Genomic DNA, 26,584 nt, shown 5'->3' with positions numbered 1-26,584 from the left:
GATGGTTTCCTCAGCGATGCGGCAGGCCGGCCGCCGCATCGGCCGCGCCGGCATTGCGGCGCAGATCGATGGCGGGTAGGCCGGCGGCATCCAGCCGATGGTCGATGATGATGGCGCGGGACGAGGCCAGGCCATGGCTCAGATTGTGCAGATAGCGTTCGTACAGAAAAGCCGCGCCGCCGGCTTGGCTGGCGGCGCGATCAGCCTGGAAGGCGATGGCGGCGGCGTTGGCCTCGGCCTGTTTCTCAGCCGCGGCGGCTTGGGCGCCGGCCCGCGCCTCGGTTTGCGCCTGGCGGGCGCCGCTGAGGCTGCGGATGGCCTGGCCCTGCTCTTGGGCGACGCGCGCCTGGGCCTGGATCTGGGCGGCTTGCACGGCGTGGAAGGCGCGGGCGGCGCCGGCCGGCGGGTGCAGGGTCTGCACCACGACGGCCAGCAGCTCCAGTCCGCTGCCGGCCAGGTCCAGCCGCCGCTGGATGGACTGTCGCAGCGCGGCGGCCGCGGCGGCCTGGCTGTTGCCCAGCAGCTCGTCCAACTGGCGGCCTGCGAAATAGCCGAGCAAGGTCTGGCTGGCGACATCGCGCAGCAATTCGTCCGGGGAAGCCTGTCGATAACTGGCCAGCGCATCCCGGTCGCTCAGGCCCTGGCGGTAGACCAGGCGCACATCCAGACTCATCAATTGCGTGGTCTGCTGATTGCCCTTGCCGCTGGCGATCAGTTGCATGGTTTCGGCCGGATGCTCGCCGTCCCATAAGCGGTCGCCGTTGTCCTGGGCGCTGGCGTTCCGCGCCGTGCCGCCGGCGGAAACTTGATGAATCGCGCCGTTCTCAATCAGCCGCGTGTCGCCGAGCGGCCAGGGCAGTCCGATGTGCAGGCCTGGCTGCCAGACGGCGGCGGGCTGGCCGAAGCGCTCGTAGACGCCGCGCTGATCGAAGGCCACTATTTTCAAGCTGCTGAGCAGCCAGCCCGCCAATAACAGGCAGCCCGCCGCGGCCGGCGCGGCGCGCCAGACGAAAGCCAGCGCCCAGCTTTGCCTGAGCCGCAGCCCTGGGCGCTCCGGCAGACGGTAGGCTTTGTCGGCCGCGAAGCGGCGGCGCAAGCCGGAAACCAGCAGGCAGCCTGCGAGGGGAGGGCGATTCAGCCGGCGGCGATAAGGCAGAAAGCCTGCCCGGATGACGCGCAGCAGTTGTTCCAGGCTTAGCAAGGCCAGCCAGGCGGGGGCGAGAAATCGCAGCCGCGCCGGCCATGCCGTGCCGTCCAGCGTGGCCAGGGCCAGCAGCGCGGGCAGCAAGGCGGCGGGGAGCAGGGCAAGCAGCATCTCCCGCTGCGATTGCGTCGCGGCGTCGCCGGGCTTGGATGCCAGCAGCCTCTCCAGCAATAGGCAGGCGAAGGCGACGGCGAAGCCGCCGGCCGCGGCCAGGGCGGCGGCGGTCTTATCTTGCGCGGGGAGTTGGGCGGCGGGCAAGGCCAGCAGGGCGAGCGGCGCCGCTGCGAGGCTGCCCACGCCCAGCCAGGCGAGGTCCCAGCCCAGCTTGCGGCCGATGGCGCGCCGGACGCGCAGCCCTGTCAGTCTAAGCCAGGGGGAGGCTTTGTCGGTTTTGGGCCGCCACAAGGCTGATCCCAGCTGAGGGATAGCGGCGAACCCGCTATGGGCGAGCCAGCGGGGCGCCGGCTCGCCGGCCTGCTTGCGGCGTTTTTGCGCTTGCGCGAGGCTGGATAGCAAGGTCGCCGCCAGCAAAGCCATGGCGGCGCAGAGCGTCTGCCAGATTTCGCCGGCCAGATCGCCGTAGGCCAAGGCGGCAAGCCCGGTCGCGGCGGCGGCCGCCAGCGCGCCCATCGCCCATGCGGCCAGCTGCTTTTCGCGGAGGGCGAGCGGGGCGTCCGCGCGCGGCGCGGTCATGGCGATGGCCCCCGCAGGCGGTCGCGGGTGGCGCAAATTCGAGTCGCCGAAGGCGATAGGCGGTGGCGGCGCATGGCAGAGGGCGGTCTGGGAGATTGTTTTTCGGTTTGGAGCGGCTCTTGTCCCTTTATTTATATTCCGGATCATGCCATCGCGCTGGCCGGCTTTGTTGCGGTATGTGAAAAGAGAAACGCCGCTGACGCGGCGTCGGAGGGTTGCCGGACCACCCGCTCGCCTTCTTGAAGGCGATGCAGGGCGGGAGGGGCTTAGCTTCGCAGCAGGCCCTGCAAGGTGCGGAAGTAGATCTCGGACAAGGGCTCGATGTCCTCTACCGCCACGCATTCGTTCAGCTTGTGTATGGTGGCGTTGATCGGGCCGAACTCCACCAGCTCGCGCGCGATGCGTTTGATGAAGCGGCCGTCCGAGGTGCCGCCGGTGGTGGAGAGCTCGGCCTTGGCGTCCGCCACGGCGGCGATGGCCGCGCTCAAGGCTTCCGTCAGCGCGCCGGGCGGCGTGATGAAGGGCTGGCCGGACAATTGCCAGTGCAGCTCATAGCTGAGGCCGTGATGGTCCAGGATCTGATACACCCGCTCCTTCAGGCTTTCCGCCGTGCTTTCCGGCGAGAAGCGGAAGTTGAACAGCAGTTCGCAGTGGCCGGGGATGACGTTGGTGGCGCCGGTGCCGGCCTGGATATTGGACACCTGCCAGCTGGTGGGCGGGAAGAAGGCATTGCCCTCGTCCCAGCGGGTGGCCGCCAGTTCCGCCAGCGCCGGCGCCATCAGGTGGATGGGGTTTTTCGCCAGCTGCGGGTAGGCGATGTGGCCCTGGATGCCGTGGATGATCAGCCGGCCGGACAGCGAACCGCGGCGGCCGTTCTTGATGGTGTCGCCCAGCCTTTGTTCCGAGGTGGGTTCGCCGACGATGCAGTAGTCTATGCTTTCGCCGCGCGCCTCCAGCGCGTCCACCACCTTGACGGTGCCATCGACCGCCACCCCTTCCTCGTCCGAGGTGATCAGCAGCGCCAGCGAGCCCTTGTGGTCCGGGTGCTCGCCGACGAAGCGCTCGCAGGCGGTGACGAAGGCGGCCAGGGATGCCTTCATGTCGGCGGCGCCGCGGCCATACAGCAGGCCGCCCCGCACCGTCGGCTCGAACGGCGGGCTGTCCCATTTTTCGATGGGGCCGGTGGGCACCACGTCGGTGTGGCCGGCGAAGCAGAACACCGGGCCGGCGTCGCCTCTGCGGGCCCAGAAGTTGTCCACGTCGCCATGGCGCAGCTTCTCCACTTTGAAACCTATGGCTTGCAGCCGCTCTATCATCAGCTCCTGGCAGCCCTGGTCGCGCGGGGTGACGGAGTCGCGGCGGATCAGCTCGCGGGTCAGATCCAGCGTCGCGCTCATAGGCCGAAACGCTCCGCCCAGTCGGCCTCTGAGAAGCCGACGCCGACCTTGCCGTCCAGATCCAACACCGGGCGCTTGATCACCGAGGGCTTCTCTTGCATCAGCGCGATGGCGCCTGAGGGTGCGTCGGCGGCGGCCTTGCTCTCGTCAGGCAGCGCGCGCCAGGTGGTGCCCTGGCGGTTCACCAGCTTGGCCAGCGGCACTTGCTCGGTCCAGGCGGCCAGGCGTTCGGCGTCTATGCCTTGTTTCTTGAAGTCGTGGAAGTGGTAGTCGATACCGTTGTCGGCCAGCCATTGGCGGGCTTTTTTGACGGTGCTGCAGTTGGGGATGCCGTACAGAGTAATCATCGGGTGGGTTACAGATCCAGTTTGATGCTGTCGAAGCTGGCCGCGTTGGCCGGGCCAGGTTTGGGTTTTTCCGCGCCGCCGCTTTTGGCCTGATTCACCAGCCAGTACAGATTGGTGGGCGAATCGGCGTTTTTCAGCGCCTCGTCCAGGCTGATCCGTCCCGATTTGTACAATTGGAACAGCGCCTGTTCGAAGGTTTGCGCGCCATCGCTCATGCTGTTGTCGATGGCTTCCTTGATTTTGTCTATCTCTCCGGTTCGAATCAACTCCGCTATGTGTGGGGTATTGATCATCAGCTCGATGGCCGGCGCGCGGCCGCTGTCCAGTGTAGGCACCAGGCGTTGCGAAATGACGGCGCGCAAAGAGGAAGACAAGTCCATCAGCAGCGAGTTGCGGTTTTCCGGCGGGAAGAAATTGATGACCCGATTCAGCATGTGGTAGCTGTTGTTGCTGTGCAGCGTGGAAATGCACAAATGGCCGGACTGGGCGTAGTTGATGGCGTGGGTAAGGGTTTCCGGATCGCGGATCTCGCCTATCATCAGCACGTCCGGCGCTTCGCGCATGGCGTTTTTCAGCGCGCGGGCGTAGGACAGCGTGTCGAAGCCCACTTCGCGCTGGTTGACGATGGACTTGTCGTGGCGGTAGAGGAATTCGATCGGATCTTCCACCGTCAGGATGTGGCCTTTCATCGTCTGGTTGCGGGTTTGCAGCATGGCCGCCACGGTGGAGCTTTTGCCGGAGCCGGTGGAGCCCACCACCAGGATCAGCCCGCGCTTGAGCGCGATCAGATCGGCCAGCTTGGTCGGCAGCTGCAGGTCTTCCAGCGAGGGGATGCTGGGGACGATGTAGCGCACCACCATGCCCACCGAGCCGCGTTGCCAGAAGATATTGACGCGGAAGCTGCCCAGGCCGGGCACCGGCTGGCCGAGGTTCATTTCGCGTTCGCGCTCGAATGCGGCGGCTTCCTCCTCGCTCATCAGGCTGTAAGCCAGCCGTTTGACCATGTCGGCGGTCAGGGGCTTGTCGTTGATCGGGGTGAGCTCGCCGTCCAGCTTGAGCATGGGCGGAGAGAAGCTGGTCATGAACAAGTCGCTGGCTTTTTTCTCGGCCATCAGCTTGAAAAAGGGCAGCATCAGCATGGTTCGCTCCGCGCATGGTGTTCGTCTATCAGTGTAGGACGCGGCCGGGTGCGGCGGAGCGGAAACGAAAACGCCGCCCTGGCGGGGCGGCGTCATGGCTTAAGGCTGGATTCAGGCCTGTTTGCTGGTTTCCTGGTCGCGCAGCGCGCGGCGCAGGATTTTGCCGACATTGGTCTTGGGCAGCTCGCTGCGGAACTCCACCAGCTTGGGCACCTTGTAGCCGGTGAGGTTTTCGCGGCAATGGCGGATGACGTCTTTGTCGGTCAGCGCGCTGTCTTTCTTGACGATGAAGACCTTGACCACCTCGCCGGATTTCTCGTCAGGCACGCCTATGCAGGCCACTTCCAGCACGCCGGGGTGGCTGGCGATCACGTCTTCGATTTCATTGGGGTAGACGTTGAAGCCGGACACCAGGATCATGTCCTTCTTGCGGTCCACCAGCTTGACGAAGCCTTCCGGGGTGATCACCGCCATGTCGCCGGTGGCCAGGAAGCCGTCGGCGCCCAGCACCTTGGCGGTTTCCTCCGGGCGTTGCCAGTAGCCGCGCATCACCTGCGGGCCGCGGATGCACAGCTCGCCGGCCTCGCCCTGCGCCACGGCCTTGCCTTCGGCGTCGCGGATCTCGATCTCGGTGGAGGAGATCGGCAAGCCGATGGTGCCGTTGTATTCCTTCAGATCCATGGGGTTGATGCAGGCGGCCGGGCTGGTTTCGGTCAGGCCGTAGGCCTCGGCCAGCGTCACGCCGGTGACGGCCTTCCATTTTTCCGCCACGGCTTTTTGCACCGCCATGCCGCCGCCCAGGGTCAGCCGCCAGGTGGAGAAATCCAGCTTGGCGAAGTCGGGGTTGTTGACCAGCGCGTTGAACAGCGTGTTGACGCCGGTGATGCAGGTGATCGGATACTTGCGCAGCTCCTTGACGAAGCCGGGGATGTCGCGCGGATTGGTGATCAGCACGTTCAGCGCGCCCAGCTCGGTGAACACCATCAGGTTGGCGGTCAGCGAGAAGATGTGATACAGCGGCAGCGCGGTGACGATCACCTCCTGGCCTTCGCGCACCAGGGTATTCACCCAGGCGCTGGCCTGCAGCATATTGGCGACGATGTTCTTGTGCAGCAGCTCCGCGCCCTTGGCCACGCCGGTGGTGCCGCCGGTGTATTGCAGGAAGGCGATGTCCGCATGGCCGAGCGGCACCTTTTGATAAGGCTTGGCGCGGCCGGCGGCCAGCGCGTCATTGAAGCGGATATGGCCGGGGATATGCCACGGCGGCACCATCTTCTTGACTTTGCGCACCACGAAGTTGACCAGCATGCCCTTGGCGAAGCCCAGCAGGTCGCCGATGGAGGCGATCACGACATTCTTCACCTGGGTGCGCGGCAGCACTTGTTCCAGCACGCCGGCGAAATTTTCCAGGATGACGATGGTTTCCGCGCCGGCGTCTTTCAGCTGGTGTTCCAGCTCGCGCGGCGTGTACAGCGGGTTGACGTTGACCACCACGCCGCCGGCGCGCAGCGTGCCGAACACCGCGATGGGGTATTGCAGCAGATTGGGCATCATCAGCGCCACGCGGTCGCCCTTTTTCAGGCCAAGCTTATGCTGCAGGAAAGAGGCGAATTGTCCGCTCAGCGCATCCAGTTCCGCATAGCTCAGCACCTTGTCCATGCAGGCCATCGCGGGACGGTTGCTGAACTTCTGGACGCTGCGGTCGAAAACTTCGGTGACCGACTGGAACTGATTGATGTCGATTTCGTGGGCAACCCCAGCCTGGTAGTTTTTAAGCCACACCTTATCCATAAATCCGGGTTTCTCCGTCGTGCGGGTTTAGCGAGCGTCCGCCCTGCGTCGCCGGGCGGCGTGGGTTGGATTTCGCTATTTTTAGTCGTTTTTCTGGCGGTCTTTTGCATGGCCGCTGCGGTCAAACCAAGGTTTGATTCGCGGTAATGTACCGTAACTGAAATCGTCTCGCAAAAATTGTCCGGCATAGGCGTTCCTCCGCCCGGAAATCCGCCGCGGGCGCGGGTTTCCTTTTTTGCGGAAATAGGTTACAATCGCAGCGGTTAGGGATGGGCGTTTCGCCCATTTTTTATTTGTGGAAAAAGCAATGGATGTTCGTTTGCTGCTGGAAAACACCCTGTCGGGTTTCGGCTACGAGTTGGTCGACTTTGAAATGACCCCGGGTGGCGGTTTTCGCGTATTTATCGACAAGCCCGGTGGGATCACGGTGGAGGACTGCGTGCTGGTGAGTAATCACTTGACTCGACTGTTCATGGTCGAGAACGTGGATTACGAGCGGCTGGAAGTGTCTTCGCCGGGCCTGGATCGTCCTCTCAAGAAAGAAGCCGATTTTGTCCGCTTTACCGGTCAGCTCGCCAAGATCAAGACGCGGATGCCGATCGAGCAGCAGAAGAAGTTTGCCGGTCGTCTCGCCGGGGTCGAAGAGGGCTCCGTGAAGCTGGATGTGGATGGCCGCATCGTGGCGATTCCGTTTGCCAATATCGACAAGGCCAGGCTGGAGCCTGAGTTCTGAGGTCGGTTGGCACTAGGCCGCGTTAAAGGACAAAATTCGGAGAGGAATGCATGAGTCGCGAGATTTTGTTGCTGGTGGATGCCCTGGCGAGCGAAAAGAATGTCAGCAAGGATGTGGTGTTCTCCGCCCTTGAGATGGCGCTTGCTTCGGCAACCAAAAAGAAGTTTACCGATGACGAGATGGATGTGCGCGTCGAGATCGATCGCCACACCGGTCAGTATCAAACCTTTCGCCGCTGGTTGGTGGTGGCGGATGAGCTTGTCGAGTGCGACAGCAAGGAAATCGGCCTGATCGACGCGCGCGAGCAAGATCCGCGCATCGAGGCCGGCGCTTACGTCGAAGAACAGATGGAAGCCGTCGAGTTCGGCCGCATCGGCGCGCAGACCGCCAAGCAGGTGATCCTGCAGCGCATCCGCGACGCCGAGCGCGAGCAATTGCTGAATGAATTCCTGCAGCGCCGCGAGCACCTGGTGATCGGCACCATCAAGCGCATCGAACGCGGCAACGCGATCGTGGAGTGCGGCAAGCTGGAAGCCGTGCTGCCGCGCGATCAGATGATTCCGAAGGAAAACCTGCGCGTGGGCGACCGCGTGAAGGCCTTCCTGCTGCGCATCGACCGCCAGGGCCGCGGTCCGCAGCTGATTCTGTCGCGCACCTCGCCGGACTTCCTGATCAAGCTGTTCGAGCTTGAAGTGCCGGAAATCGACGAAGGCATGCTGGAGATCCGCGCCGCCGTGCGCGACGCCGGCATGCGCGCCAAGATCGCGGTCAAGGCCAACGACGCCCGCATCGATCCGCAAGGCACCTGCATCGGCATGCGCGGTTCCCGCGTTCAGGCCGTCACGCAGGAGCTGGCGGGCGAGCGCGTGGACATCGTGCTGTGGGCGCCGGAGCCGGCGCAGTTCGTCATCAACGCCCTGTCGCCGGCTGAAGTCAGTCGCATCATGGTGGATGAAGACAATCACAGCATGGACGTGATCGTCGAGGAAGAGCAGCTGGCGCTGGCCATCGGTCGCAGCGGCCAGAACGTCAAGCTCGCCGCCGAGCTGACCGGCTGGTACCTCAACATCATGACCGTGACCGAAGCGGAAGAGAAGCACCAGGCCGAAGACGCCGCGCTGCGTCAACTGTTTGTCAACGCTTTGAGCGTGGATGAAGAGACCGCCGCCAAACTGGTGAGCGAAGGCTTCGCCGCGCTGGAAGAAGTGGCCTATGTGCCGCTGGAAGAAATGCTGGAAATCGAAGGCTTCAGCGAGGAGCTGGTGGGCGAGCTGCGTAGCCGCGCCCGTGATGCGCTCCTGACTCAGGCCATCGCGTCCGAAGAGCAAGTCGAGAACGTATCCGACGACTTGAAGGACATGGAAGGTCTGGATGCCGAGCTGGTTCGCAAGCTGGCCGCTGGCGGTGTGAACACCCGCGACGATCTGGCCGACTTGGCCGTTGACGATCTGGTGGACATGACCGGCATGGAAGCGGAAGCTGCACGCGCCATCATCATGAAGGCGCGCGAACACTGGTTCAACCAGTAAGGCTTTCTCGGGAAGTATTTACGGAATTTGGGAAGACGCATGGTTTTGACGAATGTAAAACAATTTGCCAGCGAGATGAATCTCTCGCCGGAACGCCTGCTGGAACAGCTGAAGGCGGCCGGCGTGAGCAAGCGCTCGCCGGAAGACACCCTGTCGGCGCAAGACAAGTCCCAGCTTCTGGACTATCTGAAGCGCTCGCATGGCGGTGCCCGCGAAGACGCAGGCATCACCGTGACCCGCAAGTCCACTTCCGAGGTGAAGAAGGCTGACGGCGGCACCGTGACCGTGGAAACCCGCAAGAAGCGCGTGGTGGCCCGCCCGGAAGAAGCGCCGCGCGCCGAAGCAGCCAAACCGGCTGAGCCGGTCGCCGCGCCTAAGGTTGAGGCCAAGCCGGAAGTGAAGGTAGAGGCCAAGCCTGAGCCTAAGCCGGAACCGAAGCCCGAGCCGAAGCCGGAACCCAAGGTAGAGGCCAAGTCCGAGCCGAAGCCGGCCGCCGCGCCGGCGCCGCGCACCGTGGCCTCCATCCTGTCGCCGGAAGAAATCGCCGCCCGCGAAGCGGAAGAAAAGCGCCAGGCCGCCTTCCGCGCCCGTCAAGAAGCGCTGATGCGCGAAAAGATCGAGCGCGAAGAGCGTCGCCAGGCCGCCAAGCTGGCCGCTTCGCAACCCGCTCCTGCTCCCGCCCCGGCCCCGGCTCCAGTAGCCGAACCGAAGCGCGAAGAACGCCGCGACGATCGTCGCGATGATCGTCGCGGCGCGCCGACTGGTGATCGCGGCCCGCGTCCGGCAGGCGACAACCGTGGTCCGCGCCCGGCAGGCGCCGGCGATCGCGGCCCGCGCCCGGCAGGCGACAACCGTGGTCCGCGTCCGGCAGGCGCCGGCGATCGCGGCCCGCGTCCGGCTGGCGACAACCGTGGTCCGCGTCCGGCAGGCGCCGGCGACCGCGGTCCGCGTCCGGCTGGCGATAATCGCGGCCCGCGTCCTGCTCCGTCCGCTACGCCCGGCGCACCGGCCATTCCGGCGACCGTCGCCGGCCGTCCGGACGCCAAGAAGGGCGGCGGCAACAAGAAGGGCGGCGATCGCTGGGACGACAACAAGAAGGGCCGTGGCGGTCTGAAGACCCGCGGCGGCGACGCCGGTGGCGATTGGAAGTCCCGCGGCGGCAAGGGTCGTAACAAGCAAAGCAATAATCAGCATGCCTTCCAGGCGCCGACCGAACCCATCGTGCATGAGGTTCTGGTGCCGGAAACGATCACCGTGGCCGAATTGGCCCACCGCATGGCCGTCAAGGCCGTGGAAGTGATCAAGACGCTGATGAAGATGGGCATGATGGTCACCATCAACCAGGTGCTGGACCAGGAAACCGCGATGATCGTCGTGGAAGAAATGGGCCACACGCCGAAGGCCGCTCAGGCGGACGATCCGGAAGCCTACCTGGAAGTGACCGGCGGCGAGACGGTGGAAGTCGTCGAGAAGCCGCGCTCCCCGGTGGTGACCGTGATGGGCCACGTCGACCACGGCAAGACCTCGCTGCTGGACTACATCCGCCGCGCCAAGGTCGCCGCGGGCGAAGCCGGCGGCATTACCCAGCACATCGGCGCCTACCACGTGGAAACCCCGCGCGGCATGATCACCTTCCTGGATACCCCGGGTCACGAAGCGTTTACCGCGATGCGTGCCCGCGGCGCCAAGGCCACCGACATCGTGGTGCTGGTGGTGGCTGCCGACGACGGCGTGATGCCGCAGACGATCGAAGCGATCCACCACGCCAAGGCCGCCAAGGTGCCGATGGTGGTGGCGGTGAACAAGATCGACAAGCAGGGCGCCAACGTCGAGCGCATCCGCCAGGAACTGGTGGCGCATGAAGTGGTGCCGGAAGATTGGGGCGGCGATACCCAGTTCGTCGAAGTGTCGGCCAAGATGGGCCTGAACATCGACGCGCTGCTGGAAGCCATCCTGCTGCAAGCCGAAGTGCTGGAGCTGAAGGCGCCGGTGGACAGCCTGGCCAAGGGCATCATCGTCGAGGCCCGCCTCGACAAGGGCCGCGGTCCGGTCGCCACGCTGCTGGTTCAATCCGGCACGCTGAAGAAGGGCGACGTGGTATTGGCAGGCACGGCATTCGGCCGCGTCCGCGCCATGATGGACGAGAACGGCAAGGCCATCGAGTCGGCCGGTCCTGCCATCCCGGTGGAAATCCTGGGTCTGTCCGACGTGCCGCAAGCCGGCGAAGACGCGATGGCGCTGGCCGACGAGAAGAAGGCGCGTGAAATCGCCCTGTTCCGCGCCGGCAAGTTCCGCGACGTGCGTCTGGCCAAGCAACAGGCCGCCAAGCTGGAGAACATGTTCGCCCAGATGGCCGAAGGCGAGGTGCAAACCCTGTCCATCATCATCAAGGCCGACGTGCAAGGTTCGTACGAAGCGCTGGCCGGCAGCTTGCAGAAGCTGTCCACCGAAGAAGTTCGCGTGGGTATCCTGCACTCCGGCGTGGGCGGCATCAGCGAATCCGACGTCAACCTGGCGATCGCTTCCAAGGCCATCGTGATCGGCTTCAACACCCGAGCCGACGCGGCAGCCCGCAAGCTGGCGGAAAACGAAGGCGTCGACATTCGTTACTACAACATCATTTACGATGCTGTGGACGAGGTGAAGGCCGCGCTGTCCGGCATGCTGGCGCCGGAGAAGAAGGAGCAGATCCTGGGTACTGTCGAGATCCGTCAGGTGATCACGGTTTCCAAGGTGGGCAATATCGCGGGTTGTATGGTGACCGACGGCATGATCAAGCGCTCTGCTTCGATCCGTCTGATCCGCAACCACGTGGTGATCCACACCGGCGAACTGGACTCGCTGAAGCGCTTCAAGGACGACGTGAAGGAAGTGAAGCAGGGCTACGAATGCGGCCTGATGCTGAAGAACTTCAACGACATCCAGGAAGGCGACCAGCTGGAAGCGTTCGAGATCGTGGAAGTCGCGCGTTCCCTGTAAGCGGGACGCCAGGGGCGGGTGTCGCGTCGGCCGGAAGGTCGGCGGGCGCTCGCCCTTTTTCGTATCCGCCACGACGCCCGTCCAAGCGCATGCCCGCCGCGTGCGCTTGGGCGGGCCCCGTGGCTTAGCGGCCGGATCGGCCGCGTTTGCAACAGAATTGGAAGTGATATGGCCAAAGCCAAAAAAGGTTTTTCCCGCTCGGACCGCGTAGCCGAGCAGATCCAGCGCGAGCTGGCGGAGCTGACCCGCAAGGGCCTGAAGGATCCGCGCGCCGGCTGGATCACCATCACCGCGGTGGAAGTGACCCGCGACTACTCGCACGCCAAGGTGTACTACACGGTGATGGTCGACAGCACCCGAGAAGCTACCCAGGAGGCGCTGGACAGCTCCGCCGGCTACCTGCGCAACGAACTGGGCCGCGCCATCAAGATGTTCAGCATGCCGCAGCTGCATTTCGTCTATGACGACTCGGTGGAGCGCGGCGTGCACCTGACCAGCCTGATCAACCAGGTGGCGCGCGAAGACGCCGAGAAATTCGGCACCGCGTCCGACGCTCCGGCCGGCGAGGACGAGGGCAAGGCTGAATGAGCAAGCCGCGCAGCAATCGCCGCCATATCGATGGCGTGCTGCTGATCGACAAGCCTTACGACATCTCCAGCAACAACGCGCTGCAAAAGGCGCGCTGGCTGCTGAACGCCGCCAAGGCCGGCCATACCGGCGTGCTGGATCCGCTGGCCACCGGCCTGCTGCCGGTGTGCCTGGGCGAGGCCACCAAGTTTTCGTCTTATCTATTGGATGCCGACAAGGGCTACCGCGCCACGGTGAAATTCGGCGTGGTGACCACCACCGGCGACGTGGAAGGCGAAGTCGTGTCCGAGCGGCCGGTCAGCTTCAGCCGCGAACAGCTGGAAACCATGCTGGAACGCTTCCGCGGCGAAATCAGCCAGGTGCCGCCGATGTATTCCGCGCTGAAGCATCAGGGCAAGCCGCTGTACGAATACGCCCGCGCCGGCATCGAAGTGCCGCGCGAAGCGCGCCAGGTCACCATCCGCAAGTTGGAGCTGCTGTCTTTCGACGGCGTGTCGGCCGAGATCGAGGTGCTGTGCACCAAGGGCACGTATATCCGTACCTTGGGTTGCGACATCGGCGAAGCGCTGGGTTGCGGCGCGCATCTGACCGCATTGCGCCGCACCGCCACCGGCGGTTTCAGCCTGGAGCAATCGCATGCCCTGGCGGCTCTGGAGCAGCTGGATATGCCGGCGCGGGAGGCCTTGCTGATGCCGGCCGACGTGCTGGTGATGCATTTCCCGCAGCTGGAGCTGCCGGAAGGCGAGATCGGCAAGTTTCTGCATGGCCAACCCGTGCGTTTTGAACAAAAGTGTGAGAAAATGCAGCGCTTCCGGGTTTACGAGCAATCGTCCCGGAAATTCGTGGGGCTGGGCGAGGCGCGCGGCGATGGTCGCCTGCATCCGATCCGGCTCCTGGCGAACCAGGCTCCGGCCTGATTCGCGAACTACCGGAGTGTGGAATGGGTTGGGTTGTCCGGCTCGCCGCACTTGTCGGGTTTTCAAACCCCTATTGAAACGGAGTAATCCAAATGGCAATGACCGCCGCTCAAAAAGCTGAAATCGTTAAAGGCTTCCAACGCGCTGAAGGCGACACTGGTTCGTCCGAAGTTCAAGTTGCCCTGCTGACCGCACGCATCAACGACCTGACCCCGCACTTCAAGGCCAACACCAAGGACCACCACAGCCGTCGTGGTCTGCTGAAGCTGGTTAGCCGTCGCCGCCGTCTGCTGGACTACCTGAAGCGCACCGACGCTGACGCTTACCGCGCGCTGATCACCCGTCTGGGCCTGCGCAAGTAATCGGTACCCGGTTCTGAAAAAGTCGCAGCTTGCTGCGACTTTTTCACACCGAAAGCAGTGCGAGTTAAAATTGTCGTAACAACGGGGGGAGCCTCTACAAATTCCGATCTACCTAGCGGTCAGAATTTTTAGGGGTTCCCGTTGTTTTTTCCGGCTCGCGCATTTCTATTATTGAACCAAAGATAGGGAAACCCTCGTGTTCAACAAAATCACCAAATCGTTCCAGTTCGGCCGTCAGACCGTTACCCTGGAAACCGGTGAAATCGCCCGCCAGGCGTCCGGTTCCGTAGTTGTGTCGGTTGACGACACCGTTGTCATGGTCAGCGTGGTGGGCGGCAAGTCCGTCAAGCCCGGCCAGGACTTCTTCCCGCTGACCGTGGACTACCTGGAGCGCACCTACGCCGCCGGCAAGATCCCGGGCGGCTTCTTCAAGCGCGAAGGCAAGCAGTCCGAGAAGGAAGTGCTGACCAGCCGCCTGATCGACCGTCCGATCCGCCCGCTGTTCCCGGAAGGCTTCTACCATGACGTGCAAATCGTCGCCACTGTGCTGTCGCTGAATCCTGAAGTGGATTCCGACATCCCGGCGATGATCGGCGCTTCCGCCGCTCTGGCCATTTCCGGCCTGCCGTTCGCCGGCCCGATCGGCGCCGCCCGCGTCGGCTACGCCAACGGCGAATACATCCTGAACCCGACCAAGACCGAACTGCAAACTTCGCAGATGGACTTGGTGGTAGCCGGCACCCAGCGCGCCGTGCTGATGGTGGAGTCGGAAGCCAAGGAACTGCCGGAAGCCGTGATGCTGGGCGCCGTGGTGTTCGGCCACGAGCAGATGCAAGCCGCCATCCAGGCCATCAACGAACTGGCCGACGAAGTGAACCCGGTGATGTTCGACTGGGCCGCTCCGGTCGCCAACGAAGAGCTGATCGCGCAGATCCGCGGCATCGCCGGCGAGAAGCTGGCCGAAGCCTTCCGCCTGCGCCAGAAGCAAGCCCGCACCGTCGCCATCAATGAAGCTTGGGACGCGGTCAAGGCCGGCCTGATCAACGAAGACACCGACACCCTGAAGGCCAACGAGATCAAGGGCATCTTCAAGGGCCTGGAAGCGGAAATCGTCCGCGGCCAGATCCTGGCAGGCGAAGCGCGCATCGACGGCCGCGACACCCGCACCGTGCGCCCGATCAGCATCCGCAGCAATGTGCTGCCGCGCACCCACGGTTCCGCGCTGTTCACCCGCGGCGAGACCCAAGCCATGGTGGTGACCACGCTGGGCACCAAGCAAGACGAGCAGATCATCGACGCGCTGGCCGGCGAGTACACCGAGCGCTTCATGCTGCATTACAACTTCCCGCCGTACTCCACCGGCGAAGCCGGCCGCATGGGCCCGCCGAAGCGCCGCGAAATCGGCCACGGCCGCCTGGCCAAGCGCGCGCTGGTAGCGGTGCTGCCGCCGGAAACCGAATTCGGCTACTCCATGCGCGTGGTGTCCGAAATCACTGAATCCAACGGCTCTTCGTCGATGGCTTCGGTGTGCGGCGGCTGCCTGTCGCTGCTGTCGGCCGGCGTGCCGCTGAAGGCCCACGTGGCCGGTATCGCCATGGGTCTGATCCTGGAAGGCAACCGTTTCGCCGTGCTGACCGACATCCTGGGCGATGAAGATCACCTGGGCGACATGGACTTCAAGGTGGCCGGCACCGCCGGCGGCATCACCGCCCTGCAGATGGACATCAAGATCCAGGGCATCACCAAGGAGATCATGCAGGTTGCGCTGGAACAGGCCAAGGAAGGCCGTCTGCACATCCTGGGCCTGATGAAGGAAGCCGTGGATGGTCCGCAAGAGCTGTCCGCCCACGCGCCGCGCCTGTACGTGATGAAGATCAATCCGGAAAAGATCCGCGACGTGATCGGCAAGGGCGGCGAAACCATCCGCTCCATCACCAAGGACACCGGCTGCGAGATCAACATCGAAGAAGACGGCACCATCACCATCGCTTCGGTGAGCAACGAGGGCGCGGAAGCGGCCAAGAAGCGCATCGAAGAGATCACCGTTGAAGTGGAAGTGGGCAAGGTGTACGAAGGCACCGTGGTCAAGATCCTCGACAACAATGTCGGCGCCATCGTTTCCATCCTGCCGGGCAAGGATGGTCTGGTTCACATCTCGCAGATCGCCAACGAGCGCATCAAGAATGTGTCCGACTACCTGAAGGAAGGCCAGATCGTCAAGGTCAAGGCCATCGAAATGGACGACCGCGGCCGCATCCGCCTGTCCATCAAGGCCCTGCTGGAAGAAGAAGCGAAGACCGCCAAGGAAACCGCTGACTCCTTCGGCCTGAAGGCGCAATAAGCCAGCCTTCGCCCGCAGTTGTCACGCAGATGCCCCCATCGTTATGATGGGGGTATTTTTTTGGGCGGAGCATGGGCAATGGGAGGCAAGCTGGCGAGAGCTTGGCTGCATCTGGCGGCGGGCATCGCCTTGATCGGCGCGTCCATTCATTTGGCGGCCTTGCCGGCCGGGCCGCGGTGGTATCGCTTTTTTGGCGCGCCTCTCGAGATGGTGCGCTCGGCGGAACAGGGCACTTGGCTGGCGCCGGTCGGCGCGGTCTTGATCGCGGGAGCGATGGCCTTGTGCGCGGCCTATGCCTATTCCGCGCTGGGACGTTTGCCGCGGCTGCCCTTGCTTCGGTTGGGGCTGGGCGCCATCGGCGCGGCCGCTTCGCTTAGGGCCGTGCTGGTGGTGCCCCTGTTTGTTTGGCGTCCGGAGTTGATCAGCGTTTTCGAGATCGCCGCCGCTGTGGTCTGGCTAGTCGCGGGACTGGGCTATTTGCTCGGGATGGCTCATGTCCACGGACAAGCTCGGCCGCTGGGACACCGTACGCCGCATGGATGGAAATGAGAGGCGGGTGATGACAAAACCAGTTCAGCGCTGGGTGGAGCTTGCCGGCGTCGTCGCAGCAATCGGCGCAGTTTTGCACTTGGCGATTATTGCGGGTGGCCCCGCCTGGTATGCCTACTTTGGCGCGCCTGCCGAGTTGGTGGCGATGGCGGAGATGGGCCATTGGTATCCCGCCGTCACTTGCGTAATCATCGCGGCCTGTTTGTCCTTGATCGCGGCTTATGCCTTTTCCCGGGCGGGATGGATGGCGCGGCTGACCGGCGAACGCGCGGTGTTAGGTTTGGCGGGCGCGCTGCTGGTCGCGCGCGGCTTGAGCTTTGCGCCTTTGGCGCATTGGCGGCCGGAAACCTTGTCCAGCGTGTGCGGCCGTTGCGGCGAGGTGAATCTCTTTCTGATTGCGACATCGATGATTTGCCTATTCCTTGGCGGGGCCTGCCTGGCGGGCAGCGCGATTTTAAACGATGGGGATGAGCGGTCTGATGTTGTTTGAAGGCCCGCCCGCCCGCGCGGATGGCTTGTGTTGAAGGTGAGGTGTGAATGTCGTCGGAAGGTGCGGAAAAGGCTTGTGTCGAGGGGCGAGGGCTGGCGCTGCGTATTTTGCTTACGCTGTTTTGCGTCGCATTCGGTTGGGGCTTTTACGGTTTTGTCCTGTTTTGGATAGGCATAGGCTATATGAATCCGAAACTGCCGCAGTACTACGGAGTCATCTCGCTGTTTGCGCAATTCTTGCCCTATCTCGCCAGTATTGCTTGCCTGATCGCGTGGTTGATCACTTGGCGCTTCAAGTGGCTGAAGTGGAGTCTGGCGGCTTTGCTGTTTCTGGTGGCGGGCACTTTGGCTCTGCAGCGGCTCCAGGCGTATCTGCCGCCGGGGCCGCTCAGGGACGGCATGTAATCGGCGCGCCTAGGCGTGTCGATCAAGCCTGCGTGCCTGCCATGGCAAGTGTGCAGGCGCCATGCCCGGTTTGTTTGCGCGGCAAGCGGGTCTGCTGTATTTGTGATCGCGCCCATCGGGCTGTTTCATGCGCCGGGCGCGCGGCGGCGATGCGGCAGGTTGGAAGCGATGGCAATACGCCTTCATGGAGCAGAGGGTGGAAGTCTTCGGGCGAGGAGCGAAGCCTGATTCTCCTCGCCGCCGCAGGCTGTTTCAGCCATGCGATTCGCAGGATCGGTCCGCTTGGTCTTCTTTGTCTTCGGGGGCGGCTCGCCAGGCGTAGCAGCGAGGGGGGGGAGCGGATTCGCAGTTGAACTGCTTTAGCCAGTAGGCCAGTCGGCGCCAGCAGCGGCGCTCGTGCGTGAGGAAGTGCAGCAGGGAATGACGACTTCCAGGCTCCGGTTCGGGAGGCAGCCCAGATTGCTGGTCGATAGCGTACATGGAAAACCCCTTGTGAATGTCGAATGCCGACGCTGTCACTGTAAGGTTGCGGCCATCAATTCCGTATCCAAATTCGCAACCGGCGCATTAAATTTGGATAAAAATCCAGTCTTGATCTGGAGCGGGAGCGGATGCGCCGTTCAGGCATTTGTCGCCATATCCGTGTCCTGGCTGAAAAGGTTCCGCCATGTTTCCTCTTGCTTCCAGATCGAGCTGATCAGCGTGCGCTGGGCAGCGCTTTGCCCGGGGCGCCGCCATTCGGCCAGGTAGCTGAGCAGCCAGCAGTCCGGCCCCAGATGGATGGCGCGGGCTTGGCTTAACTGGAAAAATGCCACGGTGGGGCCATTGGCCAATTGCGCGGCGTGGCCGGCCTTGTCGCTGAAGCCGCTGGCGTATACGCCCAGGAATTCGTCAGCCAGGCAGCGTTGATCTGCTTGCGCGTCGCCATCCCGCAACGCCTGCCAGACCATGGTTTCTTGTTCAAGCAATACCGTCAGGATATCGGACATGAAGGCGCGCCTTGCGATGGGTTCATATTATTCCGACTATATATCGAGGCCGGCGGATTGTCCCGGCATCATGGCATCGGTGTAACACCCTTGTGGTTTCCTATAATGGATGCATGTCGATGCCGATCCACCCAAGCCCGAGGGAAATGTGAGAGAACCGGTTCCAACGGCTCAGATGCAAGCCTATGGCGTATGCGCGCTGCTGGATAGCTCGGGCAGGGTGACCCATGTTTCCGCCAATCTTCATGAGACGCTCGGCGAAGCGCCGGACAGCTGGCTGGGCAAGCCTTTTGATTTTTCCTTTGTCTCCGGCCGCATCGATTCCAAAAGACCGCAGGGCGCGGTGTTTTTGCCGGATGGGTATTGGGATGGCAATGGCCCCGCCGATGTGGCGATCTGGCGGCAAGAAGGGATTACGCTCGTGGAGTGGTTGCCCGCGCGGCAATCTTATCCCGAAGGGCTGGAGCAGCTGGCTTATCCGAATGAAAATGGGCTGGAGGCCGAAGCCTTGTTGTCGCGATTGGCGGCGATCTTGCCATTTCAGCGGTTCATTTACTGCCGGCTCGACGCCGAAGACGGCGTGTGGGTCGAGGCCGAGTTGCGGGCGCTCTCTCTACGCGACAGCTATTTGGGGGCTTGGCGAGGGGCGGCCGCCATCGATCTGGCGCGGCATCTTCCCTGGCGTCTGGTGGCGGACCGGATGTCGTCTCCCATTCCCTTGTTGGCCATGCCGGGCGCGAGCGAGGCCGACGTCTCCTGCGGCTTTTTGCGCGGCGCGGAGCCGGACGATTTTCCCTTCCCTTGCGCTGCCGATGCGCGCGCGTGCCTGACCTTGCCTTTATTCCTGAATGACCGGGCCTGGGGCTGCGTGCTGGCATCATCGCTTGAGCCTTGCCAGCCCAGGTTGCGCCAGTTGATGCGCGCGCGCGAACTGGCGGACAGCCATATGTCGGCGCTGGCGGACAGGGATGAGGCGCAATGGCAGGCGGCCTTGCAAGGGCTGGAGCGGGATTGGCGGGAGGTCAGGCAGTGGGTGGAGAAGGCGGGGGGCTTGGCGCAGGCCTGGCGCTTTCTGGCACCCTGGCTGCTGCGGGTATTCGATGCCGATGCCGTGTTTTTGCGCCAGAGAGAGCGGCGTTTGGCCGCCGGCGGGCATGTGTTGAACAGAAACGCCTTGAGCGGAGTGGAGCGCTGGAGCGAGGCCCAGATGGCGAAGGTATCCGTGACGGATGCTTTGTTTGGCGCCGAACCGGATCGACAGGATGACGCTATCGCCGGCGTGCTGAGCATCCGCGCGGAGGAGGCTTGCTTATGCCTGTTGCGCGGCGAGGCCGACGCCAGGGCGAGCCAAGAGAGCGGGGGACGAGCGTGGCGGCAATGGTTTCAAACGAGCGGCGGTGTGGCGGCGCCTGCCCCGCGGGGACGGCCTGCCGGGCATTGCCGGGCTTGGGACGGCTTTTTGCTGCGCTTGGCCGGTCGGCTGGCGGACTTGCTGGCGGAAACGGCCTGCTGCGACGCTGGACGCTTGCTTGATGCGTCCTGGGTGGCGGACGTAACGCAAAGCGCGGGGCGGATGGCCCAGGGCGGCGCTGAGGGCAAGGCGATAGTGGATGCCGAGGCGGAGGCGATATTGGCCGCGCTGGATGATAGAGACGATGGCGAGCATTGCGGCAAGCGCATGATGGCGGTTTGGCCGGAGGCCGGCTCATGCTTGCTGCGGGAGGACCTGCCCTCGCTTGACGGCCGGAAATTGTTCTTGGGGAACCAAACCCTTTCCGGCGCGTGGCGTTGGTGCGGCGTGGAGACGGTCGCAGAGCGGGACGCGCAAGGCGCGCTGCGCCTGGACAGCCAAATTGCTGGGTGCCTGCAGGATGGCGCAGCAGGAGCAGAGGCCGGCATGCTGCGCATCAAGGCGCGCCATCTGCTGGATATCGCCCCAGACGGCATGTTGCTGGTGGATGCGTCGGGGCGCATCGTCGACGCCAGGGAAGAGGCTGCCGAAATATTCGGCTATGCCAGGGCGGAGTTGTTGGCGATGAGGGTTGAAAGCCTGGTGCCAGACGGTTTCCGGGCGGAGCATGGCGTCTGGCGCGCGCAATTCCTCGCCAGCGCGTCAGCCGGGAGGCCGATGGGGGCCGGGCGGAAAATATTCTTCGTCAACAAGAGCGGGACGCCGGTGCCGGTGGAAATCGCTTTGGCCAAATGCGATTGCGAAGGGCGCGAGCATGTCGTGGTTTTCGCGCGCGATCAGAGCGAAATCGAGCGCCAGAAGCACTTGACCCGCCAGTTGTCCATGGCGCTGGAGCAAAGCACGGTCGGGGTGGTGATTACCGATTTGCGCGGCAACATCATCTTTTGCAATGCCGCTTTCCGGAAGCAGGGTGGCTGGCCGGAGGAGACCGTGCTGGAAAATGCCAAGCTGTCCATTTTTGACGAGGCGATGCGCTTGCGCGCCGGGGACCGGCCTGAGAGCGAGAGCTGGACGACGCCCATGCGGGTAAGGCGAAGCCGTCAGGAGTGGCGGGAGTGGCAGATTCAGGCATCGCCTTTGCAAGAGGCTTCCGGCCAGGTATCCAGCTATCTTTTCTTTATTGAAGACACCACCGAGATCAACCGGGCGAATCAGGAGTTGGCTTTATATCGTTCCAATCTGGAAATGCTGGTGGACGCCCGCACCCAGGCGCTGACCCAGGCCAAGGAGCAGGCGGAGGCGGCGATGCGGGCGAAGAGCCAGTTTCTGGCGATGATGAGCCATGAAATCCGCACGCCGCTCAATGCGGTGATAGGCTTTTCCCAGCTGTTGATGGAGGAACTGGCCGCATCCGAGGCGCGGGATTATGCCCAAACCATTGACGCGGCAGCCAAGCATCTGCTCGAGTTGATCAACGACATCCTGGACTATTCCAAATTCGAGTCCGGCAAGCTGGCGCTGGAGCGGGTGGCGGTCGATCTGGCCGGCCTGATGGATTTTGCCGCCAAGCTGACCCAGGACAAAATCGGCGGCAAGCCTGTCAGCGTGCGCGTTTTGCTGGCGCCGGGCCTGCCGGAGGTTATTGAGGCGGACAAGGTGAGGCTGACCCAGATTTTGAGCAATCTGGCCAGCAATGCCGCCAAGTTCACGCATGCGGGCGCGATTTGCCTGTGCGCCGGGGAGCGCGTCGCCGATTCTGGAGAGAGGCTGTTGCGCTTTGAAGTTCAGGATAGCGGCATAGGCTTGAGCGAAGCGCAGATCGCGGACTTGTTTCAGCCCTTTGTGCAGGCCGATGACTCCATCACCCGCAAATATGGCGGCACCGGATTGGGCTTGGCCTTGTGCCGGGCGCTCGTGGAGGCGATGGGGGGACGGATCGGCGTCAATAGCGATTATGGCTTGGGCAGTTGCTTCTGGTTTGAATTGCCCATGCCCCCGATTTTGACGCAGGCGGCCCAGGCCGAACCGCCAGCCGCGAGCGTCGTGGCGCCCACGGCCAAATTGCCAGCCCTGCGGATTCTGGCGGTGGACGATATCGAGCTGAATCTGGACCTGTTGGCGCAGTTGTTGAAGTCTCACGGCATGGTTGTGGATGCCGCGCAGAGCGGGGAGGAGGCGTTGCGCAAATGCCAGACGGAAAAGTACGACTTGATCCTGATGGACGTGCAAATGCCGGTGCTGGATGGGCTGGATGCCACGCGTCTTTTGCGCAGCCCGCCTTATAGTTTGCAGATTCCCATCATCGCGCTGACGGCCAGCGTGTTCGCCGAGGACAGAAAGCGCTGCCTGCAGGCCGGGATGAGCGACTTCGTCGCCAAACCCATCGATATCGCCTCCTTGCTGGCGGTGATCGGCAAGCATGGCCAGTTGGCCGCGGAGGATCTGGCGGGCGGCGTCGCGAGAGTCGAAGCGGCGGGCTGGCAAGCCCATCCCATGCTGGGGAGGCTGGCGCAGGCGCGGGAGGTGGATTGGGCTAGACTGCTGGAGCTGACCGATGGCGACGCCCTGGTGATCGAATCCTTATTCAAGAGCTTCGCCGCCCATCATGCGGACGATATCGAACACTTGCAGCAGGCTTGTCTATTGGAGCGGGCGGACGAGCTTGTCAAGGCCTTGCATAGAATGAAAGGGGTTGCCGGGTCTTTGGGCGCGGCGCCATTGACAGCGGTGCTCACTGAGGCATTGAATCATGCGAGAAATGACGGCGTATTGGATCGTGACCAATTTTGTCGAGTGAAAAAAGAGTTTCAGGATTTGCAGCATCTGGTTCGCAGCCTGTTCGCCACGCCCTTGATCGACCAGGCGCCGGATGCCTAGCAACCTTTTCCAGAAGGGGAAAGTTATGGAGCTTGCTCGTATTCTGATCGTCGATGACGACCCGACTGCGCGGGTGTTGCCGGCGGCCTCGCTGCAGGGGCAGTACGTGGTGCGGGAGGCGGACAGCGGCGAACAGGCGCTGGCCGAATTCGCCCGCGAGCCCGCCGAACTGGTGCTGATGGATATCCTGATGCCAGGATTGTCTGGTTTTGATGCCTGCCGCCAGTTGCGGGAGCTGCCGGGCGGAGAGCATGTTCCGGTGGTGTTTCTCTCATCGGAAATCTCCTTGAAGGACCAACTGGAGGCCTATGACTGCGGCGGCAGCGATTTCATCGGCAAGCCCGCCCGGCCGGCCGATATCCAGGCCAAGGTGGCGCATGCCCTGAGCCAGGCCAGTCAACGGCGGCAGCACGAGTCCGATATGCAGTCGGCGATGCAGACGGCGATGGGCGCGATGGTGGCCAACGGCGAGCTGGGCGTGGTGATGCAGGTGCTGCGGCGCAGTTTTGATTGCAAGGGGAGCGCCCAATTGGCGGAGCTGTTGCTGGAGGGCTGCGTCGAGTACGGCCTGGAAGGCTGCATCATGATCCGGCAGGGGGAGGGCGCGCAATATCGCAGCACGAGCGAACCGATCAGCCAGGTGGAGATCGATGTGCTGGGCCATTTGGCGGGCGGAGACAAAATCGTGCAGCTGGGCGGGCAATGCGCGTTAAACGACAGCGGAATCACCTTGTTGGTGAAAAACCTGCCCCGGCAGGACAGCGATCGAGTGGGGCGCTTGCGCGACAATCTGGCGCTGATGCTGGACGGCTGCGTATCCCGGCTGGCTTCTTTGGGCACGGAAAGCCTGCTGACAGCCTCTCAAGCGCGCCGGCAGGTGGTGGAGCGGGCGGTCGCCGTGTTGGAGTTGGTCCAGCGCCGCTATGAGGAAAACAATAGGCAGACCGAGGCGATCATGGAGGAGATGATCGCGAAGGTGGAGAAACTGTTTTTGCACATAGGCCTGAGCGCGCATCAGGAAACGCAGATCGCCGAGCTGATGCGCGGGACGGCGGGGCAGATCGCCGAGCTCTACCAGGATGGCCTGGATTTGTCGGCGTATCTGCATGAGCTCAAGCAAGAGCAGGAGGCGCCTTAGGCCGTCCGGCCCGCCGGCTCAGACCTGAAACCACTCGCTGCCGCAGGCCTGGCGATTGCTTTCCCAGGCTTGCGCGAAGCGCTGCAAACAGCCGTCTATCTCCGGGGTGGAGGCGAACAGCTGCTGATAGAGCCCCGGCGGCAGGGTGACGGCATGGATGCCGCGCGAGGCGCATTGCATGAATTGTTCCTGGGTCTTGATCGCCGCGCCCAGTATCTCGGTTCGGCTGCCGGCGCGCTGCAGGGCCTGCTGCGACTGCTCCAGCAGCTTGGCGATGTCGCCGCCTGATTGTTCGATGCGGTTGAGATAAGGCGCGGCGTAGTGCGCGCCTATCAGCCCTGCCAGCACGATCTGCCTGGCCTCGAAGATGGTGGTGGCCAGCGTGGGGATGCCTTCTTTTTCCAAAATCGCCATGGCCCGGAAGCCATCGCCGATGGCCGGAATCTTGACGACGATGCGCGAGCTCCGGCTGGCGAGGTTTCTGGCTTGCGCCAATATGCCGTCCAGGTCGGCGCGGGTGACTTGCATCGCCAGCGGCCCCTGCTGCGTATCGAGTATGGACTCCGCGATGGCCTCTATCGGCCGCTCGGCCGAACTCAAAATGGACGGGTTGGTGGTGACGCCGGCCAAGATGCCAAGCGAGCGGGCGTGGCGAATCAGATTGAGATCGATGGTGTCCAGCCAGATTTGCATGATGAGGATTCCAAAACGGCGGGTTGCGGCGGGAGTGCCGAGGCTGTCGGCATTGTACCGCGGCTAACGCTTGGCCGACCTGCTGTTATGGCTGTACCAAAAGACAACAAGAGGCAGGGCGAGCAGGAGCAGCGAGCCCGCGCCGATGAAAACCCAGCCGGCGGCCGCGCCGCCCAGGCCCAGCAGCGCGATCCAGAACAAGAGCTCGGGCGCGGAGGCGAGCGCGAGATGCCATGGCGCCTTGGATTTGGACGCATGTTCAACGGGGGGCATGATGTTCTCCGTGGGCGCGGCTTTAGGGAATATGTCGACAGGCATATTTTGAGCGGGATGCCGGATTTAGGCAAATAGCAATTCAAATGGCATGAATGGGGACGCGGCTGGGGCATGTCCTGCCGGGAGCGCTGGAGGGGGTTGTTTGAGGAACGCTCATCGAGCAGCGGCAAGCAGCCAGCATGCCAGTCCATACTCCTGGCCATGCGCTCGATACAGCGCGGCTTCGCCGGCAATATCCGCCAGCGCGGGATGATGGGCGCCGTATCGCGCGGCCAGTTCGGCGGCCACGCGCTCCAATTGCGCGTAGTAGCGGCGCCAAGCCGCTGCAGGCAATAGCGATCGTTCCAGCATCCGCCAGCCTGCCTGCATGAAGCCGGATTCACGTTCATCCCGGCCGAGCATGCCGGGGTGGTTGCCGTGCCAGAACGTGCGCGCGGCGGCGGAAGGGGCGCCAGTCAGCCAGACCGGCTCGCTGAGGAAAAGCAAGCCATCTGCGCTCAACAAGGGCCGCCAGAGGCCCAGGGCGCGTTCCACGCCTATCAGGTGGGCGCAGCCCTCCGCCCAGATCAGGTCGAAACTGGCGGGCGGATAGTCCAGCGCGTCCATGCCTATGCAACGGGTTTCCAGGTGGTTTAAACCTTGGCGCTTCGCGGCGCGGCGGAGTTTGTCGATAAAGGGCGCATGCAGATCGGTGGCGATGATTTGCGCATCGGTGCGCTTGGCCAGCAGCAAGGCGGTTTCGCCGTTGCCGCAGGCGACCTCCAACACCCGCTGCGGGCGCAGGCGGCGCAAAACCTGATCTATCCTGGCCTGGGTGAACGCGGGGCTGCCCGGGCCTTGTCTGGGCATGGCCAGCATGGCTTGCTTGTACACGTCCAGATAGCGAGCTTGCAGCCGCGCATCCGCAGCCTCCCATCGCCACCGTTGAAGTTCGTCCTGGGGCAAGCCCAGGCGCTCTTGCAGCGCCTTCCATTCCGATGGCTTGGGCTTGGCTTGGGTTCAGAGCAGCGGCTGGAGGAAGTCGGCGGCCAAGCGCCGCGCCGCCGGCAGATTGTAGAGGGTGTGCGGCGCGTCGGGCAGTCGCGCCAGCCGGGCATGCCGCATGCCCGCCAGCGCTTTGCGGCTGTCGCCATCCACGTTTCGTCCCTGGTTGAATGCGCTGTCCGCCGCGAAGAAGGGGTCGTGGTCGGACAGGATGTTCAACAAGCGGCAATCGGCGCCGAAACCGTTGTTCGCCGTTTCGACAAAGTAATTGTCTTCGCAAGGCCAGCTGTAAACGATGCGGGCGGCGAACTCCCGCCCCGGCCAGCGCGCGGCCGCCACGCCGCCTTCGCTGCTGCCGGCGAGGATGATTTTTTCGTCATCCACCCAGGCCAGCGTTTTCAAACAGGCCAGCGCCGCGGCGATTTCTTGCTGGCGCAGATCGTGCACGGCCTCGTATTCGCCAACCGCGGCGGGGCTGCGGTAAACCGGCCGCTCGGCTTGGGCGAAACTGTCCGGCGCGATCGACGCCAGGCCGAGGCTTTCCGCCAGCCAGTCCTGATATTGCCGGGTTTGTTCATTCAGGCCGGAGGAGCCGTGCAGAAACAGCAATAGCGGCTGAGCGGCGGCCAGCGCCAGGCTTGGCAGATCCGACAGCCGGCCTTGCCAGATGGCTTGACCTAGCCAGCCTGCGGGCAGGCAGATCCAGGCTGAGTCCATGGCGGCGCGGCGGGAGAGAATGGTGGTGTGCATGGC

The 26,584-nt window shown here is 63.6% G+C and carries 22 protein-coding genes; 12 read left to right on the top strand and 10 right to left on the bottom strand.

Annotated features, from left to right (window positions below; translation table 11 throughout):
* Positions 1-10: 10 nt before the first annotated feature.
* The 5 genes from NKT35_RS00535 to NKT35_RS00515 form a co-directional block, all read right to left on the bottom strand.
* On the bottom strand, positions 11-1,897 hold the full coding sequence (locus NKT35_RS00535; protein ID WP_254297861.1) for an SPFH domain-containing protein: 1,887 nt from the start codon (positions 1,895-1,897) through the stop codon (positions 11-13).
* A 266-nt stretch (positions 1,898-2,163) separates the two neighbouring features.
* The gene (gene dapE / locus NKT35_RS00530) at positions 2,164-3,294 is read right to left on the bottom strand and encodes a succinyl-diaminopimelate desuccinylase (protein WP_254297860.1); all 1,131 of its coding nucleotides are present in this window, start codon (positions 3,292-3,294) and stop codon (positions 2,164-2,166) included.
* A complete protein-coding gene (locus tag NKT35_RS00525) occupies positions 3,291-3,641 on the bottom strand; it encodes an arsenate reductase (RefSeq protein WP_254297859.1) in 351 nt (116 codons plus the stop codon). Before NKT35_RS00525 ends, dapE begins: the two co-directional genes overlap by 4 nt.
* Positions 3,642-3,649: 8 nt before the next feature.
* Entirely contained in the window at positions 3,650-4,780 is a 1,131-nt protein-coding gene (locus tag NKT35_RS00520; protein WP_254297858.1) for a PilT/PilU family type 4a pilus ATPase, read from the bottom strand.
* Positions 4,781-4,891: 111 nt separating this feature from the next.
* Positions 4,892-6,571, bottom strand: a complete 1,680-nt coding sequence (locus NKT35_RS00515; protein WP_254297857.1) for a long-chain-fatty-acid--CoA ligase — start codon at positions 6,569-6,571, stop codon at positions 4,892-4,894.
* A gap of 307 nt (positions 6,572-6,878) precedes the next feature.
* Here NKT35_RS00515 and rimP point away from each other — a divergent pair, with 307 nt between their 5' ends.
* The 10 genes from rimP (at position 6,879) to NKT35_RS00465 (ending at position 17,463) form a co-directional block, all read left to right on the top strand.
* Positions 6,879-7,304, top strand: coding sequence for a ribosome maturation factor RimP (gene rimP / locus NKT35_RS00510; protein WP_254297856.1), 426 nt, complete (start codon positions 6,879-6,881; stop codon positions 7,302-7,304).
* A gap of 50 nt (positions 7,305-7,354) precedes the next feature.
* Positions 7,355-8,833, top strand: coding sequence for a transcription termination factor NusA (nusA, locus tag NKT35_RS00505; RefSeq protein ID WP_254297855.1), 1,479 nt, complete (start codon positions 7,355-7,357; stop codon positions 8,831-8,833).
* Positions 8,834-8,872: 39 nt separating this feature from the next.
* Positions 8,873-11,812: a translation initiation factor IF-2 gene (infB, locus tag NKT35_RS00500; protein WP_254297854.1), complete on the top strand. Its 2,940-nt coding sequence runs from the start codon at positions 8,873-8,875 to the stop codon at positions 11,810-11,812.
* Between the two features lie 168 nt (positions 11,813-11,980).
* Complete coding sequence (gene rbfA, locus NKT35_RS00495) at positions 11,981-12,400, top strand: 30S ribosome-binding factor RbfA (protein WP_254297853.1); 420 nt, start codon at positions 11,981-11,983, stop codon at positions 12,398-12,400.
* Entirely contained in the window at positions 12,397-13,317 is a 921-nt protein-coding gene (gene truB, locus NKT35_RS00490; protein WP_254297852.1) for a tRNA pseudouridine(55) synthase TruB, read from the top strand. Before rbfA ends, truB begins: the two co-directional genes overlap by 4 nt.
* Before the next feature lie 92 nt (positions 13,318-13,409).
* Complete coding sequence (rpsO, locus tag NKT35_RS00485) at positions 13,410-13,679, top strand: 30S ribosomal protein S15 (RefSeq protein WP_103902444.1); 270 nt, start codon at positions 13,410-13,412, stop codon at positions 13,677-13,679.
* 196 nt (positions 13,680-13,875) lie between these two features.
* The gene (pnp, locus tag NKT35_RS00480; protein WP_254297851.1) at positions 13,876-16,020 is read left to right on the top strand and encodes a polyribonucleotide nucleotidyltransferase; all 2,145 of its coding nucleotides are present in this window, start codon (positions 13,876-13,878) and stop codon (positions 16,018-16,020) included.
* 78 nt (positions 16,021-16,098) lie between these two features.
* Positions 16,099-16,569, top strand: coding sequence for a hypothetical protein (locus tag NKT35_RS00475; protein WP_254297850.1), 471 nt, complete (start codon positions 16,099-16,101; stop codon positions 16,567-16,569).
* Positions 16,570-16,579: 10 nt separating this feature from the next.
* Positions 16,580-17,059 (top strand): hypothetical protein, encoded by a 480-nt coding sequence (locus tag NKT35_RS00470; protein WP_254297849.1) that lies wholly within the window; start codon positions 16,580-16,582, stop codon positions 17,057-17,059.
* 182 nt (positions 17,060-17,241) lie between these two features.
* Positions 17,242-17,463 (top strand): hypothetical protein, encoded by a 222-nt coding sequence (locus tag NKT35_RS00465; RefSeq protein WP_254297848.1) that lies wholly within the window; start codon positions 17,242-17,244, stop codon positions 17,461-17,463.
* 620 nt (positions 17,464-18,083) lie between these two features.
* Here NKT35_RS00465 and NKT35_RS00460 read toward each other — a convergent pair.
* On the bottom strand, positions 18,084-18,452 hold the full coding sequence (locus NKT35_RS00460; RefSeq protein WP_254297847.1) for a nuclear transport factor 2 family protein: 369 nt from the start codon (positions 18,450-18,452) through the stop codon (positions 18,084-18,086).
* Positions 18,453-18,600: 148 nt separating this feature from the next.
* Between NKT35_RS00460 and NKT35_RS00455 the strand changes: the two genes are divergently transcribed.
* A complete protein-coding gene (locus NKT35_RS00455) occupies positions 18,601-22,740 on the top strand; it encodes a response regulator (RefSeq protein WP_254297846.1) in 4,140 nt (1,379 codons plus the stop codon).
* A 25-nt stretch (positions 22,741-22,765) separates the two neighbouring features.
* Positions 22,766-23,878, top strand: coding sequence for a response regulator (locus NKT35_RS00450; protein ID WP_254297845.1), 1,113 nt, complete (start codon positions 22,766-22,768; stop codon positions 23,876-23,878).
* A gap of 18 nt (positions 23,879-23,896) precedes the next feature.
* On the opposite strand, the gene NKT35_RS00445 is transcribed toward NKT35_RS00450, so the two are convergent.
* The 4 genes from NKT35_RS00445 to NKT35_RS00430 all read right to left on the bottom strand — a co-directional run bounded on the left by NKT35_RS00445 (position 23,897) and on the right by NKT35_RS00430 (position 26,581).
* Positions 23,897-24,571, bottom strand: coding sequence for a transaldolase family protein (locus tag NKT35_RS00445; protein WP_254297844.1), 675 nt, complete (start codon positions 24,569-24,571; stop codon positions 23,897-23,899).
* Positions 24,572-24,634: 63 nt separating this feature from the next.
* Positions 24,635-24,844, bottom strand: coding sequence for a hypothetical protein (locus tag NKT35_RS00440; protein WP_254297843.1), 210 nt, complete (start codon positions 24,842-24,844; stop codon positions 24,635-24,637).
* Positions 24,845-25,000: 156 nt separating this feature from the next.
* Positions 25,001-25,792, bottom strand: coding sequence for an SAM-dependent methyltransferase (locus tag NKT35_RS00435; RefSeq protein ID WP_254297842.1), 792 nt, complete (start codon positions 25,790-25,792; stop codon positions 25,001-25,003).
* Positions 25,793-25,846: 54 nt separating this feature from the next.
* Positions 25,847-26,581, bottom strand: coding sequence for a dienelactone hydrolase family protein (locus NKT35_RS00430; protein WP_254297841.1), 735 nt, complete (start codon positions 26,579-26,581; stop codon positions 25,847-25,849).
* Between the last annotated feature and the right edge of the window lie 3 nt (positions 26,582-26,584).

The organism is Chromobacterium sp. IIBBL 290-4 (assembly GCF_024207115.1).
Lineage (GTDB): Bacteria > Pseudomonadota > Gammaproteobacteria > Burkholderiales > Chromobacteriaceae > Chromobacterium.
This window is presented reverse-complemented; position numbering and strand designations above follow the sequence as displayed.